This is a genomic window from Kribbella sp. CA-245084 (assembly GCF_050942355.1).
In the GTDB taxonomy this organism is placed as follows: domain Bacteria; phylum Actinomycetota; class Actinomycetes; order Propionibacteriales; family Kribbellaceae; genus Kribbella.
On sequence record NZ_CP192053.1, the window covers coordinates 4589916 to 4611648 of the forward strand.

General features: G+C 68.7%; 19 protein-coding genes. 11 read left to right on the forward strand and 8 right to left on the reverse strand.

Annotated features, from left to right (window positions below; all coding sequences use genetic code 11):
* Nucleotides 1–22: 22 nt before the first annotated feature.
* The 7 genes from ACQPYH_RS22065 to ACQPYH_RS22095 all read left to right on the forward strand — a co-directional run bounded on the left by ACQPYH_RS22065 (nucleotide 23) and on the right by ACQPYH_RS22095 (nucleotide 7929).
* Nucleotides 23–523 (forward strand): GNAT family N-acetyltransferase, encoded by a 501-nt coding sequence (locus ACQPYH_RS22065; RefSeq protein WP_432894242.1) that lies wholly within the window; start codon nucleotides 23–25, stop codon nucleotides 521–523.
* 181 nt (nucleotides 524–704) lie between these two features.
* Nucleotides 705–2396, forward strand: a complete 1692-nt coding sequence (locus ACQPYH_RS22070) for an ABC transporter substrate-binding protein (protein ID WP_432894244.1) — start codon at nucleotides 705–707, stop codon at nucleotides 2394–2396.
* Nucleotides 2393–3346 carry an ABC transporter permease gene (locus ACQPYH_RS22075; RefSeq protein WP_432894246.1) on the forward strand — a complete coding sequence of 318 codons (954 nt, stop codon included), beginning with the start codon at nucleotides 2393–2395 and terminating at the stop codon, nucleotides 3344–3346. Before ACQPYH_RS22070 ends, ACQPYH_RS22075 begins: the two co-directional genes overlap by 4 nt.
* The gene (locus tag ACQPYH_RS22080; RefSeq protein ID WP_432894248.1) at nucleotides 3346–4218 is read left to right on the forward strand and encodes an ABC transporter permease; all 873 of its coding nucleotides are present in this window, start codon (nucleotides 3346–3348) and stop codon (nucleotides 4216–4218) included. Before ACQPYH_RS22075 ends, ACQPYH_RS22080 begins: the two co-directional genes overlap by 1 nt.
* Nucleotides 4215–5192, forward strand: coding sequence for an ABC transporter ATP-binding protein (locus ACQPYH_RS22085; protein WP_432894250.1), 978 nt, complete (start codon nucleotides 4215–4217; stop codon nucleotides 5190–5192). Before ACQPYH_RS22080 ends, ACQPYH_RS22085 begins: the two co-directional genes overlap by 4 nt.
* Nucleotides 5192–6175, forward strand: a complete 984-nt coding sequence (locus ACQPYH_RS22090) for an ABC transporter ATP-binding protein (RefSeq protein ID WP_432894252.1) — start codon at nucleotides 5192–5194, stop codon at nucleotides 6173–6175. Before ACQPYH_RS22085 ends, ACQPYH_RS22090 begins: the two co-directional genes overlap by 1 nt.
* Nucleotides 6172–7929 (forward strand): gamma-glutamyltransferase family protein, encoded by a 1758-nt coding sequence (locus tag ACQPYH_RS22095; RefSeq protein WP_432894254.1) that lies wholly within the window; start codon nucleotides 6172–6174, stop codon nucleotides 7927–7929. Before ACQPYH_RS22090 ends, ACQPYH_RS22095 begins: the two co-directional genes overlap by 4 nt.
* Here ACQPYH_RS22095 and ACQPYH_RS22100 read toward each other — a convergent pair.
* Nucleotides 7911–8603, reverse strand: a complete 693-nt coding sequence (locus ACQPYH_RS22100) for a GntR family transcriptional regulator (protein WP_432894256.1) — start codon at nucleotides 8601–8603, stop codon at nucleotides 7911–7913. The two genes, ACQPYH_RS22095 and ACQPYH_RS22100, sit on opposite strands and share 19 nt — an antisense overlap.
* 106 nt (nucleotides 8604–8709) lie before the next feature.
* On the opposite strand from ACQPYH_RS22100, the gene ACQPYH_RS22105 reads away from it, so the two are divergent.
* On the forward strand, nucleotides 8710–9570 hold the full coding sequence (locus tag ACQPYH_RS22105; protein ID WP_432894258.1) for a GNAT family N-acetyltransferase: 861 nt from the start codon (nucleotides 8710–8712) through the stop codon (nucleotides 9568–9570).
* On the opposite strand, the gene ACQPYH_RS22110 is transcribed toward ACQPYH_RS22105, so the two are convergent.
* Complete coding sequence (locus ACQPYH_RS22110) at nucleotides 9571–11349, reverse strand: M1 family metallopeptidase (RefSeq protein ID WP_432894260.1); 1779 nt, start codon at nucleotides 11347–11349, stop codon at nucleotides 9571–9573.
* 153 nt (nucleotides 11350–11502) lie between these two features.
* Between ACQPYH_RS22110 and ACQPYH_RS22115 the strand changes: the two genes are divergently transcribed.
* Complete coding sequence (locus tag ACQPYH_RS22115; protein WP_432894262.1) at nucleotides 11503–13068, forward strand: adenylate/guanylate cyclase domain-containing protein; 1566 nt, start codon at nucleotides 11503–11505, stop codon at nucleotides 13066–13068.
* On the opposite strand, the gene ACQPYH_RS22120 is transcribed toward ACQPYH_RS22115, so the two are convergent.
* Genes ACQPYH_RS22120 through ACQPYH_RS22130 form a run of 3 tightly spaced genes read right to left on the reverse strand, consistent with a single transcriptional unit; the run spans nucleotide 13010 to nucleotide 15299 of the window.
* Nucleotides 13010–13747: a MerR family transcriptional regulator gene (locus ACQPYH_RS22120; protein WP_432894264.1), complete on the reverse strand. Its 738-nt coding sequence runs from the start codon at nucleotides 13745–13747 to the stop codon at nucleotides 13010–13012. The two genes, ACQPYH_RS22115 and ACQPYH_RS22120, sit on opposite strands and share 59 nt — an antisense overlap.
* A gap of 3 nt (nucleotides 13748–13750) precedes the next feature.
* A complete protein-coding gene (locus ACQPYH_RS22125; protein ID WP_432894266.1) occupies nucleotides 13751–14494 on the reverse strand; it encodes an SDR family oxidoreductase in 744 nt (247 codons plus the stop codon).
* A gap of 13 nt (nucleotides 14495–14507) precedes the next feature.
* A complete protein-coding gene (locus ACQPYH_RS22130) occupies nucleotides 14508–15299 on the reverse strand; it encodes a GNAT family N-acetyltransferase (RefSeq protein WP_432894268.1) in 792 nt (263 codons plus the stop codon).
* 105 nt (nucleotides 15300–15404) lie between these two features.
* On the opposite strand from ACQPYH_RS22130, the gene ACQPYH_RS22135 reads away from it, so the two are divergent.
* Entirely contained in the window at nucleotides 15405–16190 is a 786-nt protein-coding gene (locus ACQPYH_RS22135; RefSeq protein ID WP_432894270.1) for an ArsR/SmtB family transcription factor, read from the forward strand.
* A gap of 8 nt (nucleotides 16191–16198) precedes the next feature.
* On the forward strand, nucleotides 16199–17482 hold the full coding sequence (locus tag ACQPYH_RS22140; protein ID WP_432894272.1) for a sulfatase-like hydrolase/transferase: 1284 nt from the start codon (nucleotides 16199–16201) through the stop codon (nucleotides 17480–17482).
* Nucleotides 17483–17682: 200 nt separating this feature from the next.
* Here the strand turns inward: ACQPYH_RS22140 and ACQPYH_RS22145 are convergent, their stop codons facing one another.
* The 3 genes from ACQPYH_RS22145 to ACQPYH_RS22155 form a co-directional block, all read right to left on the reverse strand.
* The gene (locus ACQPYH_RS22145; RefSeq protein ID WP_432894274.1) at nucleotides 17683–19821 is read right to left on the reverse strand and encodes a RecQ family ATP-dependent DNA helicase; all 2139 of its coding nucleotides are present in this window, start codon (nucleotides 19819–19821) and stop codon (nucleotides 17683–17685) included.
* A 64-nt stretch (nucleotides 19822–19885) separates the two neighbouring features.
* Entirely contained in the window at nucleotides 19886–20365 is a 480-nt protein-coding gene (gene soxR, locus ACQPYH_RS22150) for a redox-sensitive transcriptional activator SoxR (protein WP_130448331.1), read from the reverse strand.
* A 46-nt stretch (nucleotides 20366–20411) separates the two neighbouring features.
* The gene (locus ACQPYH_RS22155) at nucleotides 20412–21686 is read right to left on the reverse strand and encodes an MFS transporter (RefSeq protein ID WP_432894276.1); all 1275 of its coding nucleotides are present in this window, start codon (nucleotides 21684–21686) and stop codon (nucleotides 20412–20414) included.
* Nucleotides 21687–21733: the final 47 nt, after the last annotated feature.

The window sequence follows — 21733 nt, forward strand, 5'->3', positions numbered from 1 at the left end:
CAACCTTCGAAAGGGACCACCGTTGTCCATCACCTGGAACACCCGCGTCGAGACACCGGCCGACGTCGAACTGATCCGCGACATCACCCGGCAGGCGTTCGGCCGCCAGTTCGAGGTCGACTTCCTCGACGCCCATCGCGCCGACCCGGTCGCCTGGCTTCCCGGGTTCATGATCGTCGCGACTACGCCCGAAGATGAGCCGGTCGCCTATGCGGCCCTGACCCGCTGCTACATCGGCGACAAGCCGGTCCTCTCGCTCGGGCCGGTCGCCGTGCTTCCGCAGTACCAGAAGCAGGGAGCCGGTGGTGCGGCCGTGCGGGCCGCGCTGGCCACAGCGCGTGATCGTGGCGAAGGGACGGTTGTCGTGCTCGGCCACGACACCTACTACCCACGGTTCGGATTCCGGCAGGCGACCGAGTTCGGCGTCCATCACCCGCAGTACGACGGGCCGAATCTGATGGCGCTCGCGCTGGGCGACCACGCCGTACCCGGCGGGGACCTGACGTACCCCGTCACCGTCTGACGTCAGGTCGCCGGAGGCCGTGCTCCAGCCTCCGGCGACCTCGACCGGTCGTCGGACTTGAACGTTCCACTGCGAGTACGGCGAGCGGTCGTAAAAGGTTCAGTCAAACTCGCCGAATCACTTGCGCAACCACCTTGTATACATGAAACAGTCGACAGAACCGCCTACTCAGGAGCCCGCGATGACTCGTCGACTTCCGCTCTCGCTGAACCGTTTCACCTTGAGTAACCGCCGCCGGAAGCTGGCCGGGATCGGCGCCGCCGTCATCGCGCTGGCCCTGGTCGGTACGGCTTGCTCCCCCGTTGAGCCTGCCGGGAACGACAGCAGCAGCGGTACGCAGGCACCGACCGGACAGGATGTGTTCGGCGAGCCGGCCGACGCCGCGCAGGTCAAGCAGGGCGGGACGCTGACCGTTGCCCTGTCCGCCGACCCGGACAAGCTCGACCCGACGCTGTCGCGCAGCCTCTACTCGCGGTACGTCTTCCACACGATGTGCGAGAAGCTCTACGACCTCGGCTCGGACGCGAAGGTCGTGCCGCAGCTCGCCACCGCGCTCCCGACGCTCTCCGCCGACGGGCTCAGCCTGACGATCCCGTTGAAGCAGGGCGTGAAGTTCGCCGACGGCGGCACGTTCGACTCGAACGCGGTGAAGATCTCGCTGAACCGCCACCTCACGCTCGCCGGGTCCGCCCGCAAGAGCGAGCTCGGCCCGATCACCTCGATCGAGACGCCGGACCCGAAGACGGTCGTCATCAAGCTGTCGAAGCCGTTCGCGCCGCTGACCGCCGCGCTGGCCGACCGGGCCGGCATGGTGCTGAGCCCGGCCGCGGTCGCGAAGCTCGGTGCGAACTTCTCCAACGCACCGGTCTGCGTCGGCCCGTTCAAGTTCGCCAGCCGCGTCGCGCAGAACTCGATCAAGGTCGTGAAGGACCCGATGTACTACGACGCCGCGAAGGTGCACCTCGACGCGATCGAGTACCGGATCATCACCGACTCGAGCATCCGCTCCGCGAACCTGAAGTCCGGCGACGCGCAGGTGGCCGACTCGTTGTCGACGCAGGACACCCCGGCGCTGCAGAAGGACGACAGCGTGAGCGTGCTGCAGTCGCAGTCGCTCGGGTACCAGGGCCTGACGATCAACATCGGCAACTCGAACGGCGTCGGGAACCCGCTCAAATCGCTCGGGACTCCGATCGCGAAGGACCCGCGGGTGCGGCAGGCGCTGGCGTTGTCGATCGACCGCGACGCGTTGGTGAAGTCGCTCTTCGGCGGACTCAACACCGTTGCCTGCTCCCCGGTATCCCCGAAGAGCGAGTTCACCTCGGACACGGCTCAGGTCTGCCCGGCGCACGATCCGGCGAAGGCCAAGCAGTTGCTCGCCGACGCGGGCGTGACTACGCCGTACAAGGTCGAGATGGTGACGTCGAACAACCCGGACAGCTTGCGGCTCGCGCAGGCGTTGCAGGGGATGGTGAAGGAGGGCGGATTCGACCTGGTGATCAAGCCGGTCGAGTACGCCGCGCTGCTCGACCAGCAGGACCGCGGTGACTTCGAACTGCTGCAGCTCGGATGGTCCGGCCGGGTCGACCCCGACGCCAACATCTTCAACTTCGTCGGCACCACCGGCAGCCAGAACGTCTCCGGCTACAGCAGCCCGGACCTCGACAAGGTCCTGACCGACGCACGTCAGTCCACCGACCAGGCGCAGCGCGTCAAGCTATACGGCGACGTGGTCACCAAGCTCCAGCAGGACGACCCGATCATCTACATGTACCGTCAGCGCAACCTGACCGGCGTCTCCAAGAAGCTGCTCGGCATCCAGGTCTACCCGGACGGCGTGATCCGCACAGCCTTCGCGGGATTCGCCAAGTGAGGCGGTACCTCCTCAACCGGCTGTGGCAGAGCGTGGTGACGCTCGTGCTCGCGACGATCGTGGTGTTCGTCGGCGTACGGGCGTTGCCGGGCGATCCTGCGCTGGCCCTGGCCGGGGAGGATCGGGATCCGGAGTCACTGCGGGCGATCCGGCAGCAGTACGGGCTGGACCAGTCGTGGCTCGTGCAGTTCTGGCAGTTCATCAGTCACGCGGCCCGCGGCGATCTCGGCGAGTCGATCCGGACGGGCACTCCCGTGCGGTCGATGATCTTCAGCGCGTTGCCGGTGACCATCGAATTGTCGGTGCTCGCGATCCTGATCGCCGGCGTCATCGGCGTCGGCGCGGGAGTCGTGGCCGCAGTACGGCGGGGTGAGCCGGCCGAGTGGGCCGCGAACGCCCTTGCACTCCTGGGGTTGTCGGTGCCGCACTTCTGGCTCGGGCTGATGGCGATCCTGTACCTGTCCGTTGCCCTCGGCCTCTTTCCCGCCTCCGGCTTCGTCCCGTTCTTCACCAACCCGGTGGACAACCTCCACCACCTGATCCTGCCCGCGGTGATCCTCGGCACCGGCCTGGCCGCCGTCATCATGCGCCAGACCAGATCGTCGATGCTCGACGCGCTGAGCGCCGACTACATCCGGACGGCGGAAGCCAAGGGGCTCCCGCCCAAGGCAGTGATCGGAAAGCATGCCCTGCGCAACAGTCTGATCGTCGTCGTCACGATCGTCGGACTCCAACTGGGCGCGTTGATCTCGGGCGCCGTCGTCACCGAACGGATCTTCGCGCTGCCCGGCTTCGGCAAGCTCACCGTCGACGCGGTCTTCCAGCGCGACTACCCGGTCATCCAGGCGGTCGTGCTCGTCACAGCGACGGCGTACATCGTGATCAACCTGCTCGTCGATCTGCTGTACTCCGTCATCGACCCGCGGATCCGCGTGCGAGGTGAGGCGTGATGGCAGTCGCTGAAGCGATCGCCCCTCCGCGGAGCAACAGCCGTCGAGTGGTACGCCGGGTCTTCCGCAACCCGCTCGCGCTGACCGGACTCGCAGTACTCACGATCGCCGTCATCCTCGCAGTGTTCGCGAACTGGCTGGCGCCGCACGAACCAACGCAGACGAACCTCGGCAACGCGTTCGCCCCGCCGGGAACGGCCGGGTATCTGTTGGGCACCGACGACCTCGGCCGGGATGTCTTGTCGCGCATCATGTTCGGCCTGCGTGCGTCGTTGCACGTCGGGATCCTCGCGGTCGCGTTCTCGTTGGTCATCGGCGTACCGCTCGGGCTGATCGCAGGGTACTTCCGGACGGTCGACGCGCTGATCTCGCGGCTCACCGATCTGGTACTGGCGTTCCCGTTCCTGATCCTCGCGGTCGGGCTGGCCGCAATCCGCGGGGCGAGCCTCGGCAACGCGGCGATCGCAATCGGCATCGCGCAGATCCCCGGCATGATCCGGATCGTCCGCTCGGAGACGCTCCGGCTGAAGTCACTCGACTTCGTCGCCGCCGCGATCGTCGAGGGCGCCAGTGATGCGTGGGTGCTCGGCCGCCACATCCTGCCGAACGCCGGCTCGGCGGTCATCGTCCAGGCCACGGTCGGCATCCCGGCCGCGATCCTCGGCGAAGCGGTGCTGTCCTTCCTCGGCCTCGGCATCCAGCCGCCGGCGCCGAGCCTCGGCACGATGCTCGCCGACGCCCAGCAGTTCGCGTCCAAGGCGCCGTGGGCCGCCGTCATGCCTGGCGTCGCGATCATGCTGCTGACGCTGGCGTTCAACATCGTCGGCGACAGTCTCCGCGACGCCCTCGACCCGAAGGCGAGCCGCCGATGAGACCTGTCCTTGCAGTCAAAGACCTGTCCGTCACGTTCCGGACCGAGGACGGCCGCTTGTCGGCGGTCGACAACGTCAGCTTCGAGGTCGCGGACGGCGAAGTCCTCGCGGTGGTCGGCGAATCCGGCTGCGGCAAGAGCGTCACCGCGATGAGCATCGCCGGTCTGCTCCCCCGCACCGCGACCGTCGACGGCTCGGTCCAGCTCGACGGCACCGAGCTGATCGGCGCCGACAAACGCACGCTCCGCTCGATCCGCGGCCGCGAGGTCGCGTACATCTTCCAGGAGCCGATGACCTCGCTGAACCCGGTCTTCACCGTCGGCCACCAGATCAGTGAGGTACTGCGAACGCACATCGGCCTGAACCGCCAGGCGGCACAGGCCCGCGCGATCGAGCTGCTCAAGCTCGTCGGCATCCCGTCCGCGGAACGCCGCATCAGTGACTACCCGCACCAGCTCTCCGGCGGCATGCGCCAGCGGGTGATGATCGCGATGGCCGTCGCCTGCGACCCGAAGGTCCTGATCGCCGACGAGCCCACGACGGCGCTCGACGTCACGATCCAGGCCGGCATCCTCGACGTACTGCGGGGTCTGCGCGAACGCCTCGGCACGAGCATCGTGCTGATCACGCACGACCTCGGCGTCGTCGCGGACCTCGCCGACCGGGTCGCAGTGATGTACGCCGGGCGCGTGGTCGAGACAGCGGAGGTGCACGAGATCTTCGCCAAGCCCCAGCACCCGTACACGGTCGGACTGCTCGGTGCGTCTCCGGCCGCCGGACGCCATGCCGAAACGGATCGGCTCAGCGAGATCCCCGGCCTGGTGCCGGTCCTGTCCGAGCAGCCCGACGCCTGTACGTTCGCGGACCGCTGCTCCCGGGCCGACGATTCCTGTACGACGTCCCAGCCCGAGCTCACCGCCGGCGTACATCGGGTCGCCTGCTGGCACCCGGTCCGAGAAGCCGTGGAGGTCTGATGGAATCCCTCGCCCTGGAGGTGGAGGACCTCGTCATGCACTTCGGCCCGGTGCGCGCCGTCGACGGCGTCACGCTCCGGATCAAGCAAGGCTCCGTGGTCGCGCTGGTCGGCGAGAGCGGCAGCGGCAAGTCGACCGTGGGCAGGTGCATTGTCCGGTTGCTGGAGCCCACCGATGGAACGGTCCGGCTGGCAGGAGTCGACATCGCCCATCTGTCCCGTCGTCAGCTCCGCCAGCACCGCCGTGCCGTCTCGATCGTCTTCCAGGACCCGGCCGGATCGCTCGACCCGCGGTTCACTGTCGGCGACATCGTGGGTGAGCCGCTGCGGTTGATGAGGCGCAAGGACGTCCCGGCGAAGGTGCGTGAGGCACTGCGTCGCGTCGGTCTGCGCCCTGAGGTCGCGCAGCGAGCACCACACGAGTTGTCGGGCGGTCAGCGACAGCGGGTCAGCATTGCGCGCGCGCTGATCTCCGAGCCGCGACTACTGGTCGCAGACGAGCCGACCAGTGCGTTGGACGTGTCGGTGCAGGCCTCCGTACTCAATCTGCTCGCCGATCTGCAGCGGGACCTCGGGTTTGCGTGTCTGTTCATCACCCACGACCTGTCCGCGGTCGAGTACCTCGCCGACGAGGTCGCGGTGATGTACCTCGGTCAATTGGTCGAGCAGGGTCCGCGCGCCCGCATCTTCGGCAAGCCGTCCCATCCGTACACACAGGCGCTGCTGTCCGCGGCGCCCGTACCCGATCCAGCCGAGCAGCGTGCCCGACGGCCCGTTCTGCTCGGCGATGACCTGCCGTCGGCGATCGACCCGCCGCCCGGGTGCCGCTTCCACACCAGATGCCCCGTCGCCGTGGACAAATGCCGGACAGTCGTGCCGGAGACGCGCACGATCGGCGAGGCTGGACACCAGGTGGCTTGTCACCTCGTCAACGACGACGGCACCGGACCCGACGTACGACCAACAGAAGGAGCCTCTCGATGACGTTCACCACCCGGCCCACACTGCGCGGCACGTTCGGGATGGTTTCGTCCACGCACTGGCTGGCGTCGCAGTCGGCCATGCGGATCCTCGAGCTCGGCGGGAACGCGTTCGACGCGGGCGCCGCGGCCGGATTCGTGCTGCACGTGGTCGAGCCGCACCTCAACGGGCCCGGCGGTGAGGTGCCGGCGATCATCGCGACCGCCGACGATCCCGCCCCGCGCGTGCTGTGCGGCCAGGGCGTCGCCCCGGCCGGCGCGACGATCGAGCACTACCGCTCGCTCGGCCTCGCGCTGGTTCCAGGCTCGGGTCCGCTCGCGGCGACCGTTCCCGGCGCCGTCGACGCTTGGCTTCTTCTCCTTCGCGATCACGGCACGCTGCCGCTGCGCGTCGTACTGGAGTCCGCGATCGAGTACGCGCGCAACGGTCACCCGCTGGTGCCGCGCATCGCGGACACGATCAGCACGGTGCAGGAGTTGTTCGAGAACCACTGGCAGACGTCGGCCGCGCTCTGGCTCAAGGACGGGCGGCCGGTGAGCGGACGGTTCAGCAACGAGGGGTACGCCGCGACGCTCGAGAGGCTCGTCGTCGAGGGTGAAGCGGCTGGCGCGGACCGGCAAGGCCAGATCGAGCAGGCGCGGAAGGCGTGGCGGGAAGGGTTCGTCGCTGAGGCGGTCGACAAGTTCGCGCGGCTGCCACACCGCGACTCCAGCGGCGAGGACCACGCCGGCCTGATCACCGGCGATGACATGGCCGCGTTCGAGGCGACCTGGGAGGACCCGGCGACGTACGACTGGAACGGGTACACGGTTGCGAAGACCGGTCCTTGGGGCCAGGGTCCGGGCTTGCTGCAGTCCCTCGCCGTACTCTCGGCTCTCGGCGACGTCGACCTGGACAGCGCCGAGGGTGTGCACACAACGGTCGAGGTCATGAAGCTGTCGTACGCCGACCGCGAGGCCTGGTACGGCGACGGCGCCGACGTACCGCTCGAGACGCTCCTCTCACCCGGGTACGCCGCTGATCGGGCGAAGCTCATCGGGTCTGACGCGTCGCTCGACCTGCGCCCCGGCCGTCCGGACGGGCGCGAGCCGCGACTCCCGTCGTTTGCCGTGGGCAACGAAACTGGTGATGCCACCACGGGCGAGCCGACGGTGTCGTCCGGTGGCGTGACGCGCGGTGACACCTGCCACGTCGACGTCATCGACAAGTGGGGCAACATGATCTCCGCGACGCCGAGCGGTGGCTGGCTGCAGTCCTCGCCGACGATCCCGGAGCTCGGGTTCTGCCTCGGCAGCCGAGCGCAGATGTTCTGGCTCGAGGAAGGCCTGCCGGCCTCGCTCGCTCCGGGCAAGCGGCCACGGACCACGCTGACGCCGACGCTCGTACTCCGAGACGGCGAGCCGCTGATGGCCTGCGGATCACCAGGTGGCGACCAGCAGGACCAGTGGCAGCTGCTGTTCCTGCTCCGGCACCTCGGCGCCGGGATGGATCTGCAGGAGGCGATCGACGCGCCGGCCTGGCACACCACCGGCTTCCCGTCGTCGTTCTACCCGCGCGCCACCGAGCCGGGCGGCCTCACGATCGAGACCCGGGTCGGCAAGGACATCCGCGACGAGCTGGTACGACGCGGGCACGTCGTCACCGATTCCGATGCGTGGAGCCTCGGCCGCCTGTGCGCCGTACGGAAGGAAGCCGACGGCGTGCTCGCCGCGGCGGCCAACCCGCGCGGGATGCAGGGCTACGCGGTCGGACGCTGACCGAACGCCGCCTTCGCGGCCGCCTCGACGTGCAAGCGGGCGGCCGTGGTGGCGGCTGCCGCATCGCGCGCTTCGATGGCGTCGACGAGGCGGACGTGTTCCTCGGACGAGTGCGGTGCGCGCTGGGCGGCGCCGACGCGGAACACCCAGTGGACGTGGTAGTACATCGCGGACGAGATCGAGTGCAGCCAACGGTTCTCGCTGACCTCGATCACGGCCCGGTGAAATGCGCTGTTGAGCTCGGCGACCCGGTCGAAGTCCTCGGCCTCGGCGGCTTTGCTCGCGTCGTCGATCAGCCTGCGCAACGCCGCGATCCCCTCGGCCGTCGCACGCTCCGCCGCGAGACCGGCCGCGAGCGTTTCGAGCTGCTCCCGTACGGCGAACAGATCGCGGACCGCTGTCTCGTCGAGGGTCGCGACGACGGCGCCGCGGCGCGGCAGGATCTGTACGAAGCCCTCCGCCTCGACCACTCGGAGCGCCTCACGCACCGGGTTCCGCGACACGCCGAAGTCGTCCGCGAGCCGGGTTTCGGTCAGCCGCTCCCCTTGGCGGTAATCGCCGTCGATGATGCGCCGGCGCAGTTCCGCGAGCACCTGCTCGCGTAGTGCGACATGATCGGCACCGATCGTGCGTATCACCTGGTCTCGCGGGGCCTCCCCGCCCAGTTGCTCCACCCGTGGCTCCTCTCCCCGTTCGCCTCTCCCCGTTTGATCTGCGCGCCACGGTAGCCGATCGACCGACCGGCAGCACGTGATCCCACCAGCGGGTTAAATTGTCGGCTTGAGCATCCGACTGATCCCCCTGACAGATCCGGACCGCCGGCCCTCCAGCTACCGGCTCGCGTGGCTGGCCGCAGAGGACGACGGCACGCCGGTCGGGTCCGCGTTCCTGCGGCTCGACAGCCGGCCCAACTACTCGCATCTCGGTGAGTTCGAGCTCACCGTGCACCCGGCCGAGCGGCGGCGCGGTATCGGGTCGCAGTTGCTCGATGCGGTGGTCGCCGGGGCGCGCGACAACGACGCCGAGACGCTGCTCACCGATGTGAACGTCGAGTCGGTCGGTGACCGGTTCCTCGAGCATCACGGGTTCGAGATCGGGCTGACGCTGATCTACACGCGGCTCGACCTGTCCGGCGCGATTCCCGACGTACCGGAGGTTCCTGGGTACCGGTTGATCTCCTGGGAGGGCGTCGTACCGGATGAGTTGGTGCAGTCGTTCACCGACGCGCGCACCGGGATGGACGATGCGCCGACGGGTTCGATCTCAGTCGGCGCCGATGTGTGGGACGTCGAGCGGACGCGGCACGCCGCGCAGGTGATCGCCCAACGCGGCGACCATCTGTCCGTCGTCGCAGCCCTCGACGAGACCGGGCAGATCGTCGGCTTCACCGAGGTCGTCGTACCGGGCGACGGGAAGGGCGACGCGCAGCTCTACGGCACCGCAGTGCTTCCCGCACACCGCGGCCGCGGTCTCGCCCTCTGGATGAAGGCCGCGCAGATCCAAGAGACCCGCGACCGCTTCCCCGACCTCGACGGCCTCCTCACCGACACCGTCGAGACCAACACCGCGATGCGCCGAACCAACACGCACCTCGGCTACCGCCCAGGCTACGAAGTCAACCGCCGCAAGCTGGACCTCTAGCTACTGGCCGAGGATCCGCTGGACGGCTGCTGTGGTGATCGGGTGGTAGCCGGGACGAGCCTTTGCGAAGACTTCAGCGGCGAAGGCTCGGTCGGTGCCGGCCAGGGCCTGATAGACCGGGAGCACCAGCTTCATCCGGCCCACCTTGGTGAGGAACTCGGCCATTTCGGCGTACGCCGCCTCGTAGCTGCTGGCGGCGACGATCTGGTACCAGCGGCGGGCGATCTCGCCATTCGCCGTACCGGTCAGACCGAACGCACGATCAAGCTGCTGCAGAAGAAGCGGGCTCAGTACGTCGGGGGCCGCGTCGAGGAACCGCAGCCACTCCTGCGTTGTCCACTGACCCGCGCCCTGCGGCAGCTCACCCGTCTTCAGCCAGAGGTCACGCGCCTCGTCAACCGCCCGGAAACGCTGCGACACGGCGCGCGCTGCGAACGCCGGGATGCCCGGCTCGTACAACCAGGCCGCCAGCTCGTCGGCCGTCACCACGTCCGGGTGCTCCGACAGCAGGTGCTCCTGCAGGTGCTCGACGAAGTTGTCGGTGTTGATGCTCCGGAACGCGAACCGGTCGAAGTACCCGCGCAGGAACGGATCGAACACCTCGCGCGAGAACCGCTCCTCCAGCCACGACAGGAACCACGACCCCTTCAGCGGGCCGGTCGACGTCTTCCCGTGGTACTCCGAGCGGTGGTGCAGCCCGGGCAGCTCGACCGCCAGCTCGGCCGGCGTCAGCGGGTCCAGCTTCACGACGGTCGCGTGCTGCTTGATCGCGGTCTCCATCAGCGCGAACTCGGTCCCGTAGACAGCCTCGACGATCCGGTTCTCGACGTACGACGTGAAGCCCTCGTTGAGCCAGATGTCGTCCCAGCTGTCCTGCGTGACCAGGTTGCCCGACCAGCTGTGCGCGAGCTCGTGCGCGATCACGCTGACCAGCGACTTGTCCCCGATCACCACGGTCGGCGTCGCGAACGTCATCCGCGGGTTCTCCATCCCGCCGTACGGGAACGACGGCGGCAGCACGAGCAGGTCGTACCGGCCCCAGCGGTACGGGCCGAACAGCTCCTCGGTGACCCGCATCATCTCTTCGGTGTCGGAGAACTCGGTCGCCGCCTGCCGCACCGTCGCCGGCTCCGCCCAGACGCCGGACCGCTCGCCGAGCGGCTCGAACACCAGGTCGCCCGCCGCGATCGCCAGCAGGTACGACGGGATCGGCTCGGGCATCACCACGTCGTACGAGCCCGTCCGGCGCGACGTCGTGCCGTTGTCGGCGCTCATCAGCACCATCAGCTCCGGCGGCGCGGTCACGTGAGCGGCGTAGCTGAACCGCACGCTCGGGGTGTCCTGCACCGGGACCCAGCTGCGGGCGTGGATCGCCTGCGACTGGCTGAACATGAACGGCATGACACCGCCGGCCGTCATCGCAGGCTCCAGCCACTGCAGACCGGTCGCGGTCGGCGCGGTCCGGTAGCTCACCTTCACCCGCGGATGCCTCGACGTCTGTATCGTCAGCGCGGCGCCGAGCTCCTTGTCCGGAACGGCCAGGCTGTACTCGAGCGGCTCCCAGCCGTCCGCCGTCTGCCCCTCGACCCCCAGCACGGTGAGGTCGCGGGTGTCCAGGACAAGGCGGTCACCGCTGTCTGACTCTGTGCCGGTCCAGGCGAGAGTGTGCGTGGCACTACCAGCCAGCACCTTCTCGTCGAAGTCGAGCGCGAGGTCGAGCTCGAGATGGGTGGTCCGAGCCAGGGCAGGCTCGGCGTAGGAGTGGCGATCGTGCGTCACGGAAGCTCCCCGAGTGAGGCGTCCGGGGAACAGTACCCAGGTCCCAGCCAGATCGGACGTCCGATCTGAGCCAGCCGCACCACCGTGCCAAAACCCTGCTTCGGTCCTGACACAGGTTGCGGAAATGGGGGTGCCACCTAGCAGACTGTGACCATGATGACCCAGGGAAATCCGGATCTGGTGCTGAAGAGGCGGCCGTTCGGATCCTGGCTGCTCGGTCCGGCCGACCAGAGCACGCGGCGGCTGCGTTTCCGCCTGCAGCTCCTGATGACCACGTTCTCGATCGGCACCAACCTGATCGGCGCCCTGGTCGTATTCATCCTCGCGGTCTACGTGCTGCCCGGCCCGTCGCTGATCGATCAGCTCCAGCTCGCCGACGCGATCATCATCCCGGCGTACTTCGTGCTCGCGATCGCGGTCGGATGCGTCTGGAGCACGCGGCTGACCCGCCGCGTCACGCGCTGGGTCGAGCTCGAGCGGCCGGCCACCCGTAAGGAGCAGATCGCCACGCTCCAACTGCCGCTGCGACTCACGCTCATCGAGGTGCTGCTGTGGCTGGTCGCCGCCGTGGTGTTCACCGTGATGACGGTGATCATGCAGCCGGAGAACGCGCTGCGGGTCGCGCTCACGGTCATCGACGGGGCGATCATCACCTGCTCGGTCTCGTATTTGCTGACAGAGTTCGCTTTGAGGCCGGTGGCGGCGCGGGCGCTAGTGGATTCGCCGCCGCCGCGACGGCTGCTTGCTGCGGGGTTGAAGGCGCGGACGGTCTTCTTCTGGGCGGTCGGTTCCGCCGTACCGGTGGCCGGGCTGATGCTGGCCGCCGTGCTCGCGTTGATCGAGGGCGATGTCACGTCGACGCGGCTCTCGGTCGTGATCCTTGCCTTGGGCATCGTGGCGCTCGGCAACGGGTGGCTGCTGACGATGCTGTCGGCGAAGTCGGTCGTGGCGCCGGTCCGGTCGGTGCGGGACGCGCTGAGTCTGATCGGCGAGGGTCGGCTCGACGTGAGCATCCCGGTCTTCGACGGCACCGAGCTGGGTTCGCTGCAGGCCGGGTTCAACCGGATGGCCGAAGGACTGCGCGACCGCGAGCGGATCCGGGACGTCTTCGGACGGTACGTCGGTCCCGGCGTCGTGCAGGAGGCGCTGAGCAGCGACCGGCTCGGCGGCGAGGAGCGGTACGTCGCGGTCCTGTTCGTCGATCTGGTCGGCTCGACCGAGCTCGCGATGAACCGGCCGCCGACCGAGGTCGTACAGCTGCTCAACCGATTCTTCGCGATCGTGGTCGACGAGGTGGACCGGCAGGGCGGGTTCGTGAACAAGTTCGCCGGTGATGCGGCACTGGCGATCTTCGGGGCGCCGGCCGAGCTCGCGGATCCGGCCGGCAGCGCGTTGTGCGCCGGGCGGGAGCTGGCCCGTCGGCTCGACGAGGAGTTGCCGGAGGCAATCGCCGGGATCGGCGTGACGGCCGGGATCGTGGTGGCCGGCACGGTCGGCGACGTACGGCGGCATGAGTACACCGTGATCGGCGACCCGGTGAACGAGGCGGCGCGGCTGAGCGAGCTCGCAAAGTCCGCTCCGGGGCGATTGATCGCCTCGATGGCCGCAGTCGAGGAAGCCACGCCGACCGAGTCCGATCACTGGCTGCAGAGCGACTTGGTCACTGTGCGGGGGCGGTTGCTGCCGACCCGTCTTGCTGTGCCGGACGCGTCTCCGTGATCAGTTGGTACAGCAGGGTGGCGCCGTACAGCATCGCCTTCGTCTGCCGGTCATGGGCGGCCCGGCGCTCGGCGATAGCGGTCCGCAAGGCCTCAGTGCTGCCCGTGCGGCGCAGTCCGTCGAGGACCGGCCTGATCTGCTCGAAGTAGTACCGGCCCTGCCGCAACATGTTGATGATCCGGGCGTCGCGCACCTGCTCGGGACCATAGCGCCGGTACTTCGTGCCCGGCTCGCGCGTCGGCGCCAGCAACCCGGCCGCCTCCCAGACCCGCAACGCCGACGTACGGATGCCTAGGCGATGCGCCAACTCCCCCACCAGCAGCGACGGGCCGGTGAACTCGTCGACCTGCTGAGCGGCCAACGCGGCGAGGGCTTCACTCGCGGCGTCGGTTGCGAGGCGTTGCTCGTGGAGTGCGGCGTGGGCTGCGTCGACTAGGCGGTAGGCGAGCGCTTCGTCGCCGTCGTGGACGGCGCGCATGATCTCGGTGGCGGTCTCTGCGCCGAAGCCCGGCGCGAGCGCGCGGTACGTCAACAGCGCCGAGACGTGCTCCGGACCGTACTGCCGGTAGCCGGTGTCAGACCGCGGCGCCGGCGGCAGGATTCCGGCCGCTTCGTAGTTGCGAACGAGCTGGGTCGACACTCCGGCCCGGCGCGCCAGGTCAACCGGCCGAAGCCCCATGGCTCACCGGCCGCCGGAGACGTCGACCGTCGTCCCGGTCATGTACGACGCGCGATCCGAGGCGAGGAACGCGATCACCTCCGCGACCTCCTCCGCCCTCCCCGGGCGGGCCAGCGGAGGCGTCGCACCGAGGCGATCCAGCCGGCCCGCCTCGTGGATGTCGGTCTCGATCAGGCCGGGGCGCACGCCCAGCACCCGGATGCCTTCCTTCGCGACCTCGTTGCCCAGACCCGTGGTCAGAGCGTCGACGGCTGCCTTGCTCGCGGCGTAGTCGACGTACTCCCCGGCCGATCCGAGCACCGCGGCGCGCGAGGACACGTTGACGATCACGCCGCCCTTCCCGCCGTACGCCGTGGACATCCGACGTACCGCGGCACCGGCGACGAGGAATGCGCTGATCGAGTTGATCCGGAACACGCGATCGAGGCGCTCAGCGTCGTACTCCGCGACGCGGCCGCCGGGTGAGACGACGCCGGCGTTGTTGATCACGGCCCCGATCGGACCGAGCTCGGCGGTCACGGTGTCGAAGAGGCGCTCGATCTGATCCGGCTCGACGACATCAGCCTGTACGGCGATCGCGCGCCGGCCGAGCTCCTCGCACGCCTTGACCACACGGGCGGCCTCGTCGGCCTGCGTCCGGTAGTTGACGCCGACGTCCCAGCCGTCCTTCGCGAGCGCAAGCGAAGCGGCCGCGCCGATCCCGCGACTCCCACCCGTGACGAGCACAACCCCGCGTCCGACAGTCATGGGCCCTACTTTGTCACGCAGGTGGGATGGTGAACTGAAGCTGGGTCTCGGTGTCGTTGAATCCGACCGAGCGGTAGATCCGGATCGCGAGGTAGTCCGGATCCGCGACCATCACCAGCGTCCGCGCGCCGCCCTCGGTCAGCCCGTACGTCGACGCGTGGTGGACGAGCGTGCTGGCCAGACCGCGACCGCGATCCTCGGGCGACGTCTGCACATTCTGGAAACGCGCGACGCCCTTACCGTCGAACATCAACCCAAGCGAACTCTGCAGCCGGTCGCCTTCGAACGCACCGAACCATTGGCCGTGGCCGGCAGCGACCAGCTCGCGCTGCGTGGCCGTCTTGCGCCGGGTGAAGTCCTCGTACGCGGCGTCGACCGTCATGTCCGCGGTGGCGAGGCTCTGATCGAACAGCTGCGTCCAGTCGTCGTCACCGTCCAGGAACCGGTACGTCGCCTCGGTGTTCGGCCGCGGCGGCGCGACGACCCGATCGGCCGTCATCACGACGCTCCGGTCGATCTCGAAGCCGGCGGCGGTCACCTCGTCCTCCGCGCCGACCTCGCCGTCCACGCTGTCGATGCCGAGGGCAACGTGTTTCGCGGCCGGGAACTCGCGGCGGAAGTCGTCCAGGCGGATCTTGGTGTCGTCCGGCGCGAACGGCGTGCGGTACAGCAGGTAGTTGCCCCACCAGAAGCCCGGGTTGGCCGGCGTACGCACGACGACGTACTCGCCGGTGTCGCGGAAGACGCTTCCGCCCAGCTCCAGCAGCAACAGGTCGGTGCGGTAGCCGAGGCTCGTGATGTCCACAGGTCCATCCTCACCGTCGCGTCAATCGAGTTCCCTTGACATGCAGCTCTTTGGCTGCCTATCGTGTTTATGCAGCCGAACGGCTGCATGACTATCGGAGGCGTGATGGACGACGAGGTGTTCCGGGCGCTGGCCGATCCGAGCCGGCGGCAACTGCTCGACATGCTGAACGCCCGCAACGGCCAGACCCTGCGCGAGCTCTGCGCCGGGCTGGACATGGCGCGGCAGTCGGTCAGCAAGCACCTCACGATCCTCGAGACCGCGAACCTCGTCACCACTGTGTGGCGCGGGCGCGAGAAGCTCCACTACCTCAACGCCGAGCCGATCAACGCGATCGCCGACCGCTGGATCACCCAGTACGACCGTCGGCGTGCGCAGATGTTCGCCGATCTCAAGACGGCTTTGGAGGCCGAACCCACCATGAGCGACAACGACTTCGTCTACACGACCTACATCAAGACCACACCGGAGCGGCTCTGGCAGGCGCTCACCGAGCCGAAGTTCACCGAGCAGTACTGGAACCTGTCCCACGAGACCGACTGGAAGCCCGGCTCGGAGATCGTCTGGCACATGGGTGAGGTGTCGATGGCCGGCCCGGGGCAGGTCGTGGTCGAGCACACGCCGTACACGCGGTTGTCGTACGCCTGGCACCACATCACGCCGGAGTTCGCGAAGGCGGTCGATCTGCCGGCCGAGGTGTACGAGAAGACCAGCCGCGAGCCGCTGTCCACCGCGACGTTCGAGCTGGAGCCCGTGGATGACAAGGTGAAGCTCACCGTCATCCACAGCGGGTTCGAGCCGGACAGTGTGCTGCGAACCATGATCCAAGACGGGTGGCCGGCGGTGCTGGCAGACCTGAAATCCTTCCTGGAACTGTCCCCTGTGCACTAGGAGGGCTCGTGCCCCGGCCGAACATCGTGATCATCTACACCGACGACCTCGGCTGGGGCGACCTCGGCTGCTACGGCAGTCCCGACATCCGTACGCCGCACCTCGACGATCTGGCCGCTCGCGGGGTGCGGATGACCGACTGGTACTCGAACTCGCCGGTCTGCTCGCCGTCCCGCGCAGCACTCCTCACCGGCCGGCATCCGGCACATGCTGGGGTCGAGTCGATCCTCGGCGCTGATCGCGGGACGCACGGGCTGCCGGCGCAGAGCACGCTCGCGTCGACGTTGTCGGCGGCGGGTTGGCGTACTGCGGTGTTCGGCAAGTGGCATCTGGGGGTGTCGCCCGGGTCTGCGCCGATGCGGTTCGGGTTCGACCATCACTTCGGGTTCCGGGCCGGGTGCGTCGATTACTACTCGCACATCATGTACTGGGGTGTGCGGAATCCCCTGCACGATCTCTGGTCGGACGACGAGGAGGTCTGGCAGAACGGTTCGTACCTCACGGATCTGATTACCTCTCGCGCGGTGGACTTCATCGAGGGCGCTGACGAGCCGTTCCTCTGTTACGTCGCGTACAACGCACCGCACTACCCGATGCATGCCCCGGCGGACGCGATGGCGCAGTACGCGCATCTGCCGTGGGAGAAGCAGGTGATGGCGGCGATGATCAGCCGGGTCGACGACGGTGTGGGGCGGATCGTCGACGTACTGCGGCGGACCGGGCGGCTGGACGACACGATCATCTTCTTCTCCTCGGACAACGGTCCGTCGGCGGAGGAACGCAACTGGCTCGGCGGCGAGGAGATCGCGTACCCGGGCGGCTCCACCGGCGGACTCCGCGGCCACAAGGGCTCGGTCTACGAAGGCGGCATTCGCGTCCCCGGCATCTGGTCGTGGCCGTCCACGCTCCCGTCCGGCGTGACCAACTCCGAACCCGCGCAGATGATCGACGTCACGCCGACCCTCCTGTCGGCCGCCGACCTCACCTACGCAGACGTCGACGGCGCCGACATCCTCCCACTCCTCACCGGCTCCCCCTCCCCCGAACGAACCCTCACCTGGGAGTACGCCAACCAACGAGCAATCCGCCGCGGCCCCTGGAAGCTCGTAGTCGACCCCGCCGAACACCTAGGCGCCCCCCAACACCCCGGCCACGCCCTCTACAACCTCACCGACGACCCCGCCGAAACCACAGATGTCTCCGCCAGCCACCCCGACATCCTGGACCAGCTGCGACAGGCGGATCGCACCTGGGCGAGCTGTCTCAGCACCTGGCGATCACTCACCACCTGACCCGCGAACCCCTGCCCGCCACCGGCGCATCCGGCACTCGGCGGGTGCTGGCACGCCGAGGCGTCGGCCGGCCCAGCCGCCGTCAGGTCGTGGGCTGCGTCGGCGGGAGCGGCGTGAGCTCGAGCAGCCGGCGCAGATGCTCCGCCTCCTCGACCTCCGGCTATCCCCCGCGCCCGCATCCCGCCGTGGGCGGGATGCGGCTATGGGCGTTTGTGGATGACCAGTGGGAGGACAGCGGATGCGCCTGCCTCGCGGAGTTTGGCGGTGGCTACTGTTACCGGCCATTGGGAGGATGTGGCGTCGACCAGCAGGAGGATCGGGCGGCCGGTGATCTGCTGAGCTGTCGCCGCGTCGACCTGGAGGCCGTCTCGCCAGACTCTTGCTTCTTCGGCTGAGGAGAGGTCGTCGGTGTAGCCGGTGCGGTCGATTGTCAGCTCGGCTCGGTCGAGGCGGCCGACTGTGGCTACGTGGTCGGCGATGGCGGAGGTGAGCTCGGGGTGACCGCCGGCGGCTAGTGGTACGACGACCTCCGGGCGTCCGGACCACGAGCCGCGCCACCGCGACAGCGCAGCCACCGCGCCGGACTTCAACGCCTCCAACGCGTCTGCCTGAGGTGAACCGCCGAATGCGCCCTGCAGGACCTCGCGCCACTCGGGTGCGTCGGCGTACACGATGATGCGGCCGGGCTCGGCCGACAGTGCGGGCGGGATCTTCCCACGGGCTCCGAACGCACCGCCGGGCCACATCTTGCGTGGCTCGAGCACGTGGACCTCGCCGCGGAGCAACCGGACGATCGTCGCCACCGTCTCCGGATCGGGTCGCGCCTCCAGCGGCGACGGCAGCTCCCCCAGACACACCGAGCAGCGCCCGCACGGCTCCGCCGACGGATCGTCCAGCGACTCCTGGAGAAGTTGCATCAAGCAACGATCACCGCGGGTGTACGCACGCATGATGTCGGCCTCACGCCGGCGCACCGACACGATCCCGTCGTAGTGCTCTGCGTCGAAAGACCAGTCCGCCCCGGTCCGCACCCAGCCTCGCTCGACCCGGTCGACCGCTCCGTCGACGGCCAGTTGCTTCAACATCAACTCGACCCGCGTACGCCGCAGACCGGTCTCCGCCTCCAGCGCCGGCGCGGTCGCCGGCTCGTCCGGCCCGTATCCCTCGAGCGCCCGCAGCAGCTGCTGCACGTTCTCCGGCACTGGAATCGTCGCCGTCGCGAAGTAGTCCCACACCCCCGAGTCCGCATCCGACGGCAGCAACGCCACCACCGCATGATCGATCCCGCGCCCGGCACGACCGACCTGCTGGTAGTACGAAACCGGAGACGGCGGCGACCCCACGTGGACCACGAACCCGAGGTCCGGCTTGTCGTACCCCATCCCCAACGCAGACGTCGCGATCAGCGCCTTCAACTGATTCGCCCGCAGCGCATCCTCGAGGCTCTCCCGCTCCCCCGCCTCCAGTTGCCCCGTGTACGCCGCAACGGGCACATCCCGGCCGTGCACCTCTTGAACCACCGAGGCCAACCGCTGCGCATCGGCGACGGTCAACGCGTAAACGATCCCGGACCCCGGAAGCTTCGGCAGCTGATCGACGACCCACGCGAATCGATCGAGCGGAGACAGCTTGTCGACGACGGCAAGCTGCAGACTCGCCCGCGCGAGCGGTCCCCGCAGTACGAGCGTCGACTCCCCCAACTGCTTCGCGACGTCCTCGGTCACCCGCGCGTTGGCGGTAGCAGTCGTCGCAAGCACCGGCGTCTTGGGGTTGAGCTGCTGCAGTACGTCGGACACCCGGCGATAGTCCGGCCGGAAGTCATGCCCCCAGTCCGACACCGCATGCGCCTCGTCGATCACCAGCAGACCGACCTGCCCGGCCAGCCCGTCGAGCACCCGCCGCCCGAACCCCGGGTTGGCCAACCGCTCCGGCGACACCAGCAGCACGTCGATCGCGCCCGACCGCAAGTCCTGCTCGATACCTGACCAGGCATCGATGTTGTTCGAGTTCAGCGTCGCCGCGCGCAACCCGGCCCGGCTCGCGGCCGCGACCTGATCGCGCATCAACGACAGCAGCGGCGAAACCACCAGCGTCGGCCCCGCGCCCTCCGACCGTCTGATCGCGGTCGCTGCCCAGTACACGGCTGACTTGCCCCAACCGGTCGCCTGCACGACGAGCACCCGCGCCGCCGGCTCGCACAGCGCTGCGACCGCGGTCTCCTGATCGGCACGCAGGCGCGCCTCATCACCGGCGATCGCCCGGATCACATCACCGGCGACCTTCGCCCGCGCCTCGGTCAGGCTCGCACTGGAGTCGGGGTTCGCGTTGGTCTCAGCCATGCCGGAAACCCTAGACGCCCGCACCCCCAGTCCGCTGGCCGCGGCCCCGGAGCTGTGGATAACCTCAGGCGCACTTGCCTGGATGACAAGGCTCGCCCTCGTTGTCCATCAGCCGGCGCGGCCCCGGCCCCTTCGCGGCCAACGCGTCGTACGGATTGGCCAGCGCACACCGATCGAGGGACAGGCACCCACAACCGACGCAGTCCTTGAAGTCGTCGCGGAGCTGCTCGAGATGCAGGATCCGGCGATCCAGTTCGGCCTGCCAGCACTCCGAGATGCGCTCCCAGTCGGACCGCGTCGGCGTCCGGTTCTCCGGCAGCAGCTTGAGGATCGCAGCCACCTCAGCGAGAGGTACGCCGACCCGCTGAGCGATCCGCACCAAGGCCACCCGACGCAACGTGTCCCGCTTGTACCGGCGCTGGTTCCCCGACGTACGGCGGCTCAGGATCAAGCCCTGGCGTTCGTAGAAGTGCAGTGCAGAGATCGCGACGCCACTGCGTTGCGACAGCTGCCCGACCGTCAGCTCACCAGGCTCGATGTCCATCGCCCATCCCTCCAACCTCAACTTAAATCGAGGCTAGCGGACAAGGTCAGGCAGTAACGAGTCGGCGTCCTATGCTCGCGGACATCAGCGCGGCCGCCGCGCAGAGTCCGCCGGCCAAGTACCAGGCGAGGTTGTAGCTGCCCTGCGCATCCCGGATCGCACCGGCGCCGGTCGCGGCCAGCGCAGCGCCGACCTGGTGTGACGCGAACACCCAGCCGAACACGATCGGCCCGTCCTGCCCGAACCACTCACGGCACAGGGCGACGGTCGGCGGCACAGTGGCCACCCAGTCCAGTCCGTAGAAGATGATGAAGACCCAGGTGCTCGGTGCGGCGGTCGGTCCAAGCAGCGACGGCAGTACTAGCAGCGAGAGTCCACGCAGCGTGTAGTACGCGATCAGCAGGTACCGCGGGTCCCACCGGTCGGTCAGATAACCCGAGAAGATCGTCCCGCCGACATCGAACAGGCCGACCAGAGCCAGCAACGACGCGGCGGTCGTGGCGGGCATGCCGTGGTCGTGGGCGGCGGTCACGAAGTGCGTGCCGACCAGACCGTTCGTCGAAGCACCACAAATCGCGAAACCACCAGCCAGCAGCCAGAACGCGGGCCGCCGCGCAGCCATCCCCAGTGCGCGCACCGCCCGCATGGCACTGCTGCCAGTCGTCTCGACCCGCTGCCCCGCAGTACTCCCCTCGGGAGCGCCGTACGCCCGCAGCCCGACGTCGCTCGGGTAGTCACGGAGGAACAGCAGCACCAGCGGTACGACGGCCAGCGCAGCACCGCCTGCTACGAGTGCAGGCACCCGCCATCCGTGGTGTGCCGCCAGAGACGCGATCAGCGGCAGGAAGACCAGCTGACCGGTCGCGCCGGCCGCTGTAAGGATCCCGGTGACCAGACCGCGGCGGCGGACGAACCAGCGCCCGGTGATCGTCGCCACGAACGTCATCGACATCGATCCGGTGCCGACGCCGACCAGGAGCCCCCAGCAGAGCAGCAACTGCCACGCAGACGTCATGAAGACGGTCAGACCGCTGCCCAGCGCGATCAGCACCAGTGCACCGCTGACGACCTTGCGCAGACCGAGTCGGTCCATCAGCGCGGCGGCGAACGGCGAGATGCCGCCGTACAGCAGCAGGTTGATCGACACCGCCGACGAGATGGTCGCGTGCGACCACCCGAACTCCTCGTGCAGCGGATCGAGCAGCACACTGGGCACCGAACGGAACCCGGCCGCACCGATCAGGGTCACGAACCCCACCACAGCGACCGCCCAGGCCAGGTGTACCCGGGGAGCCTTCTTCGTCTCGAGAATCTGCGTCACCCGACAAGGGTGCGGGTTCGACCGCCATCGAACTAGTGGCCAGATGG

Excerpts from the sequence above, each read along its gene's own strand:
- ACQPYH_RS22070 (WP_432894244.1), top strand. The coding sequence starts at position 705 with ATGACTCGTCGACTTCCGCTCTCGCTGAACCGTTTCACCTTGAGTAAC.
- ACQPYH_RS22080 (WP_432894248.1), top strand. The coding sequence starts at position 3,346 with ATGGCAGTCGCTGAAGCGATCGCCCCTCCGCGGAGCAACAGCCGTCGA.
- ACQPYH_RS22085 (WP_432894250.1), top strand. The coding sequence starts at position 4,215 with ATGAGACCTGTCCTTGCAGTCAAAGACCTGTCCGTCACGTTCCGGACC.
- ACQPYH_RS22090 (WP_432894252.1), top strand. The coding sequence starts at position 5,192 with ATGGAATCCCTCGCCCTGGAGGTGGAGGACCTCGTCATGCACTTCGGC.
- ACQPYH_RS22095 (WP_432894254.1), top strand. The coding sequence starts at position 6,172 with ATGACGTTCACCACCCGGCCCACACTGCGCGGCACGTTCGGGATGGTT.
- ACQPYH_RS22115 (WP_432894262.1), top strand. The coding sequence starts at position 11,503 with ATGATGACCCAGGGAAATCCGGATCTGGTGCTGAAGAGGCGGCCGTTC.
- ACQPYH_RS22120 (WP_432894264.1), bottom strand. The coding sequence starts at position 13,747 with ATGGGGCTTCGGCCGGTTGACCTGGCGCGCCGGGCCGGAGTGTCGACC.
- ACQPYH_RS22125 (WP_432894266.1), bottom strand. The coding sequence starts at position 14,494 with ATGACTGTCGGACGCGGGGTTGTGCTCGTCACGGGTGGGAGTCGCGGG.
- ACQPYH_RS22135 (WP_432894270.1), top strand. The coding sequence starts at position 15,405 with ATGGACGACGAGGTGTTCCGGGCGCTGGCCGATCCGAGCCGGCGGCAA.
- ACQPYH_RS22145 (WP_432894274.1), bottom strand. The coding sequence starts at position 19,821 with ATGGCTGAGACCAACGCGAACCCCGACTCCAGTGCGAGCCTGACCGAG.
- soxR (WP_130448331.1), bottom strand. The coding sequence starts at position 20,365 with ATGGACATCGAGCCTGGTGAGCTGACGGTCGGGCAGCTGTCGCAACGC.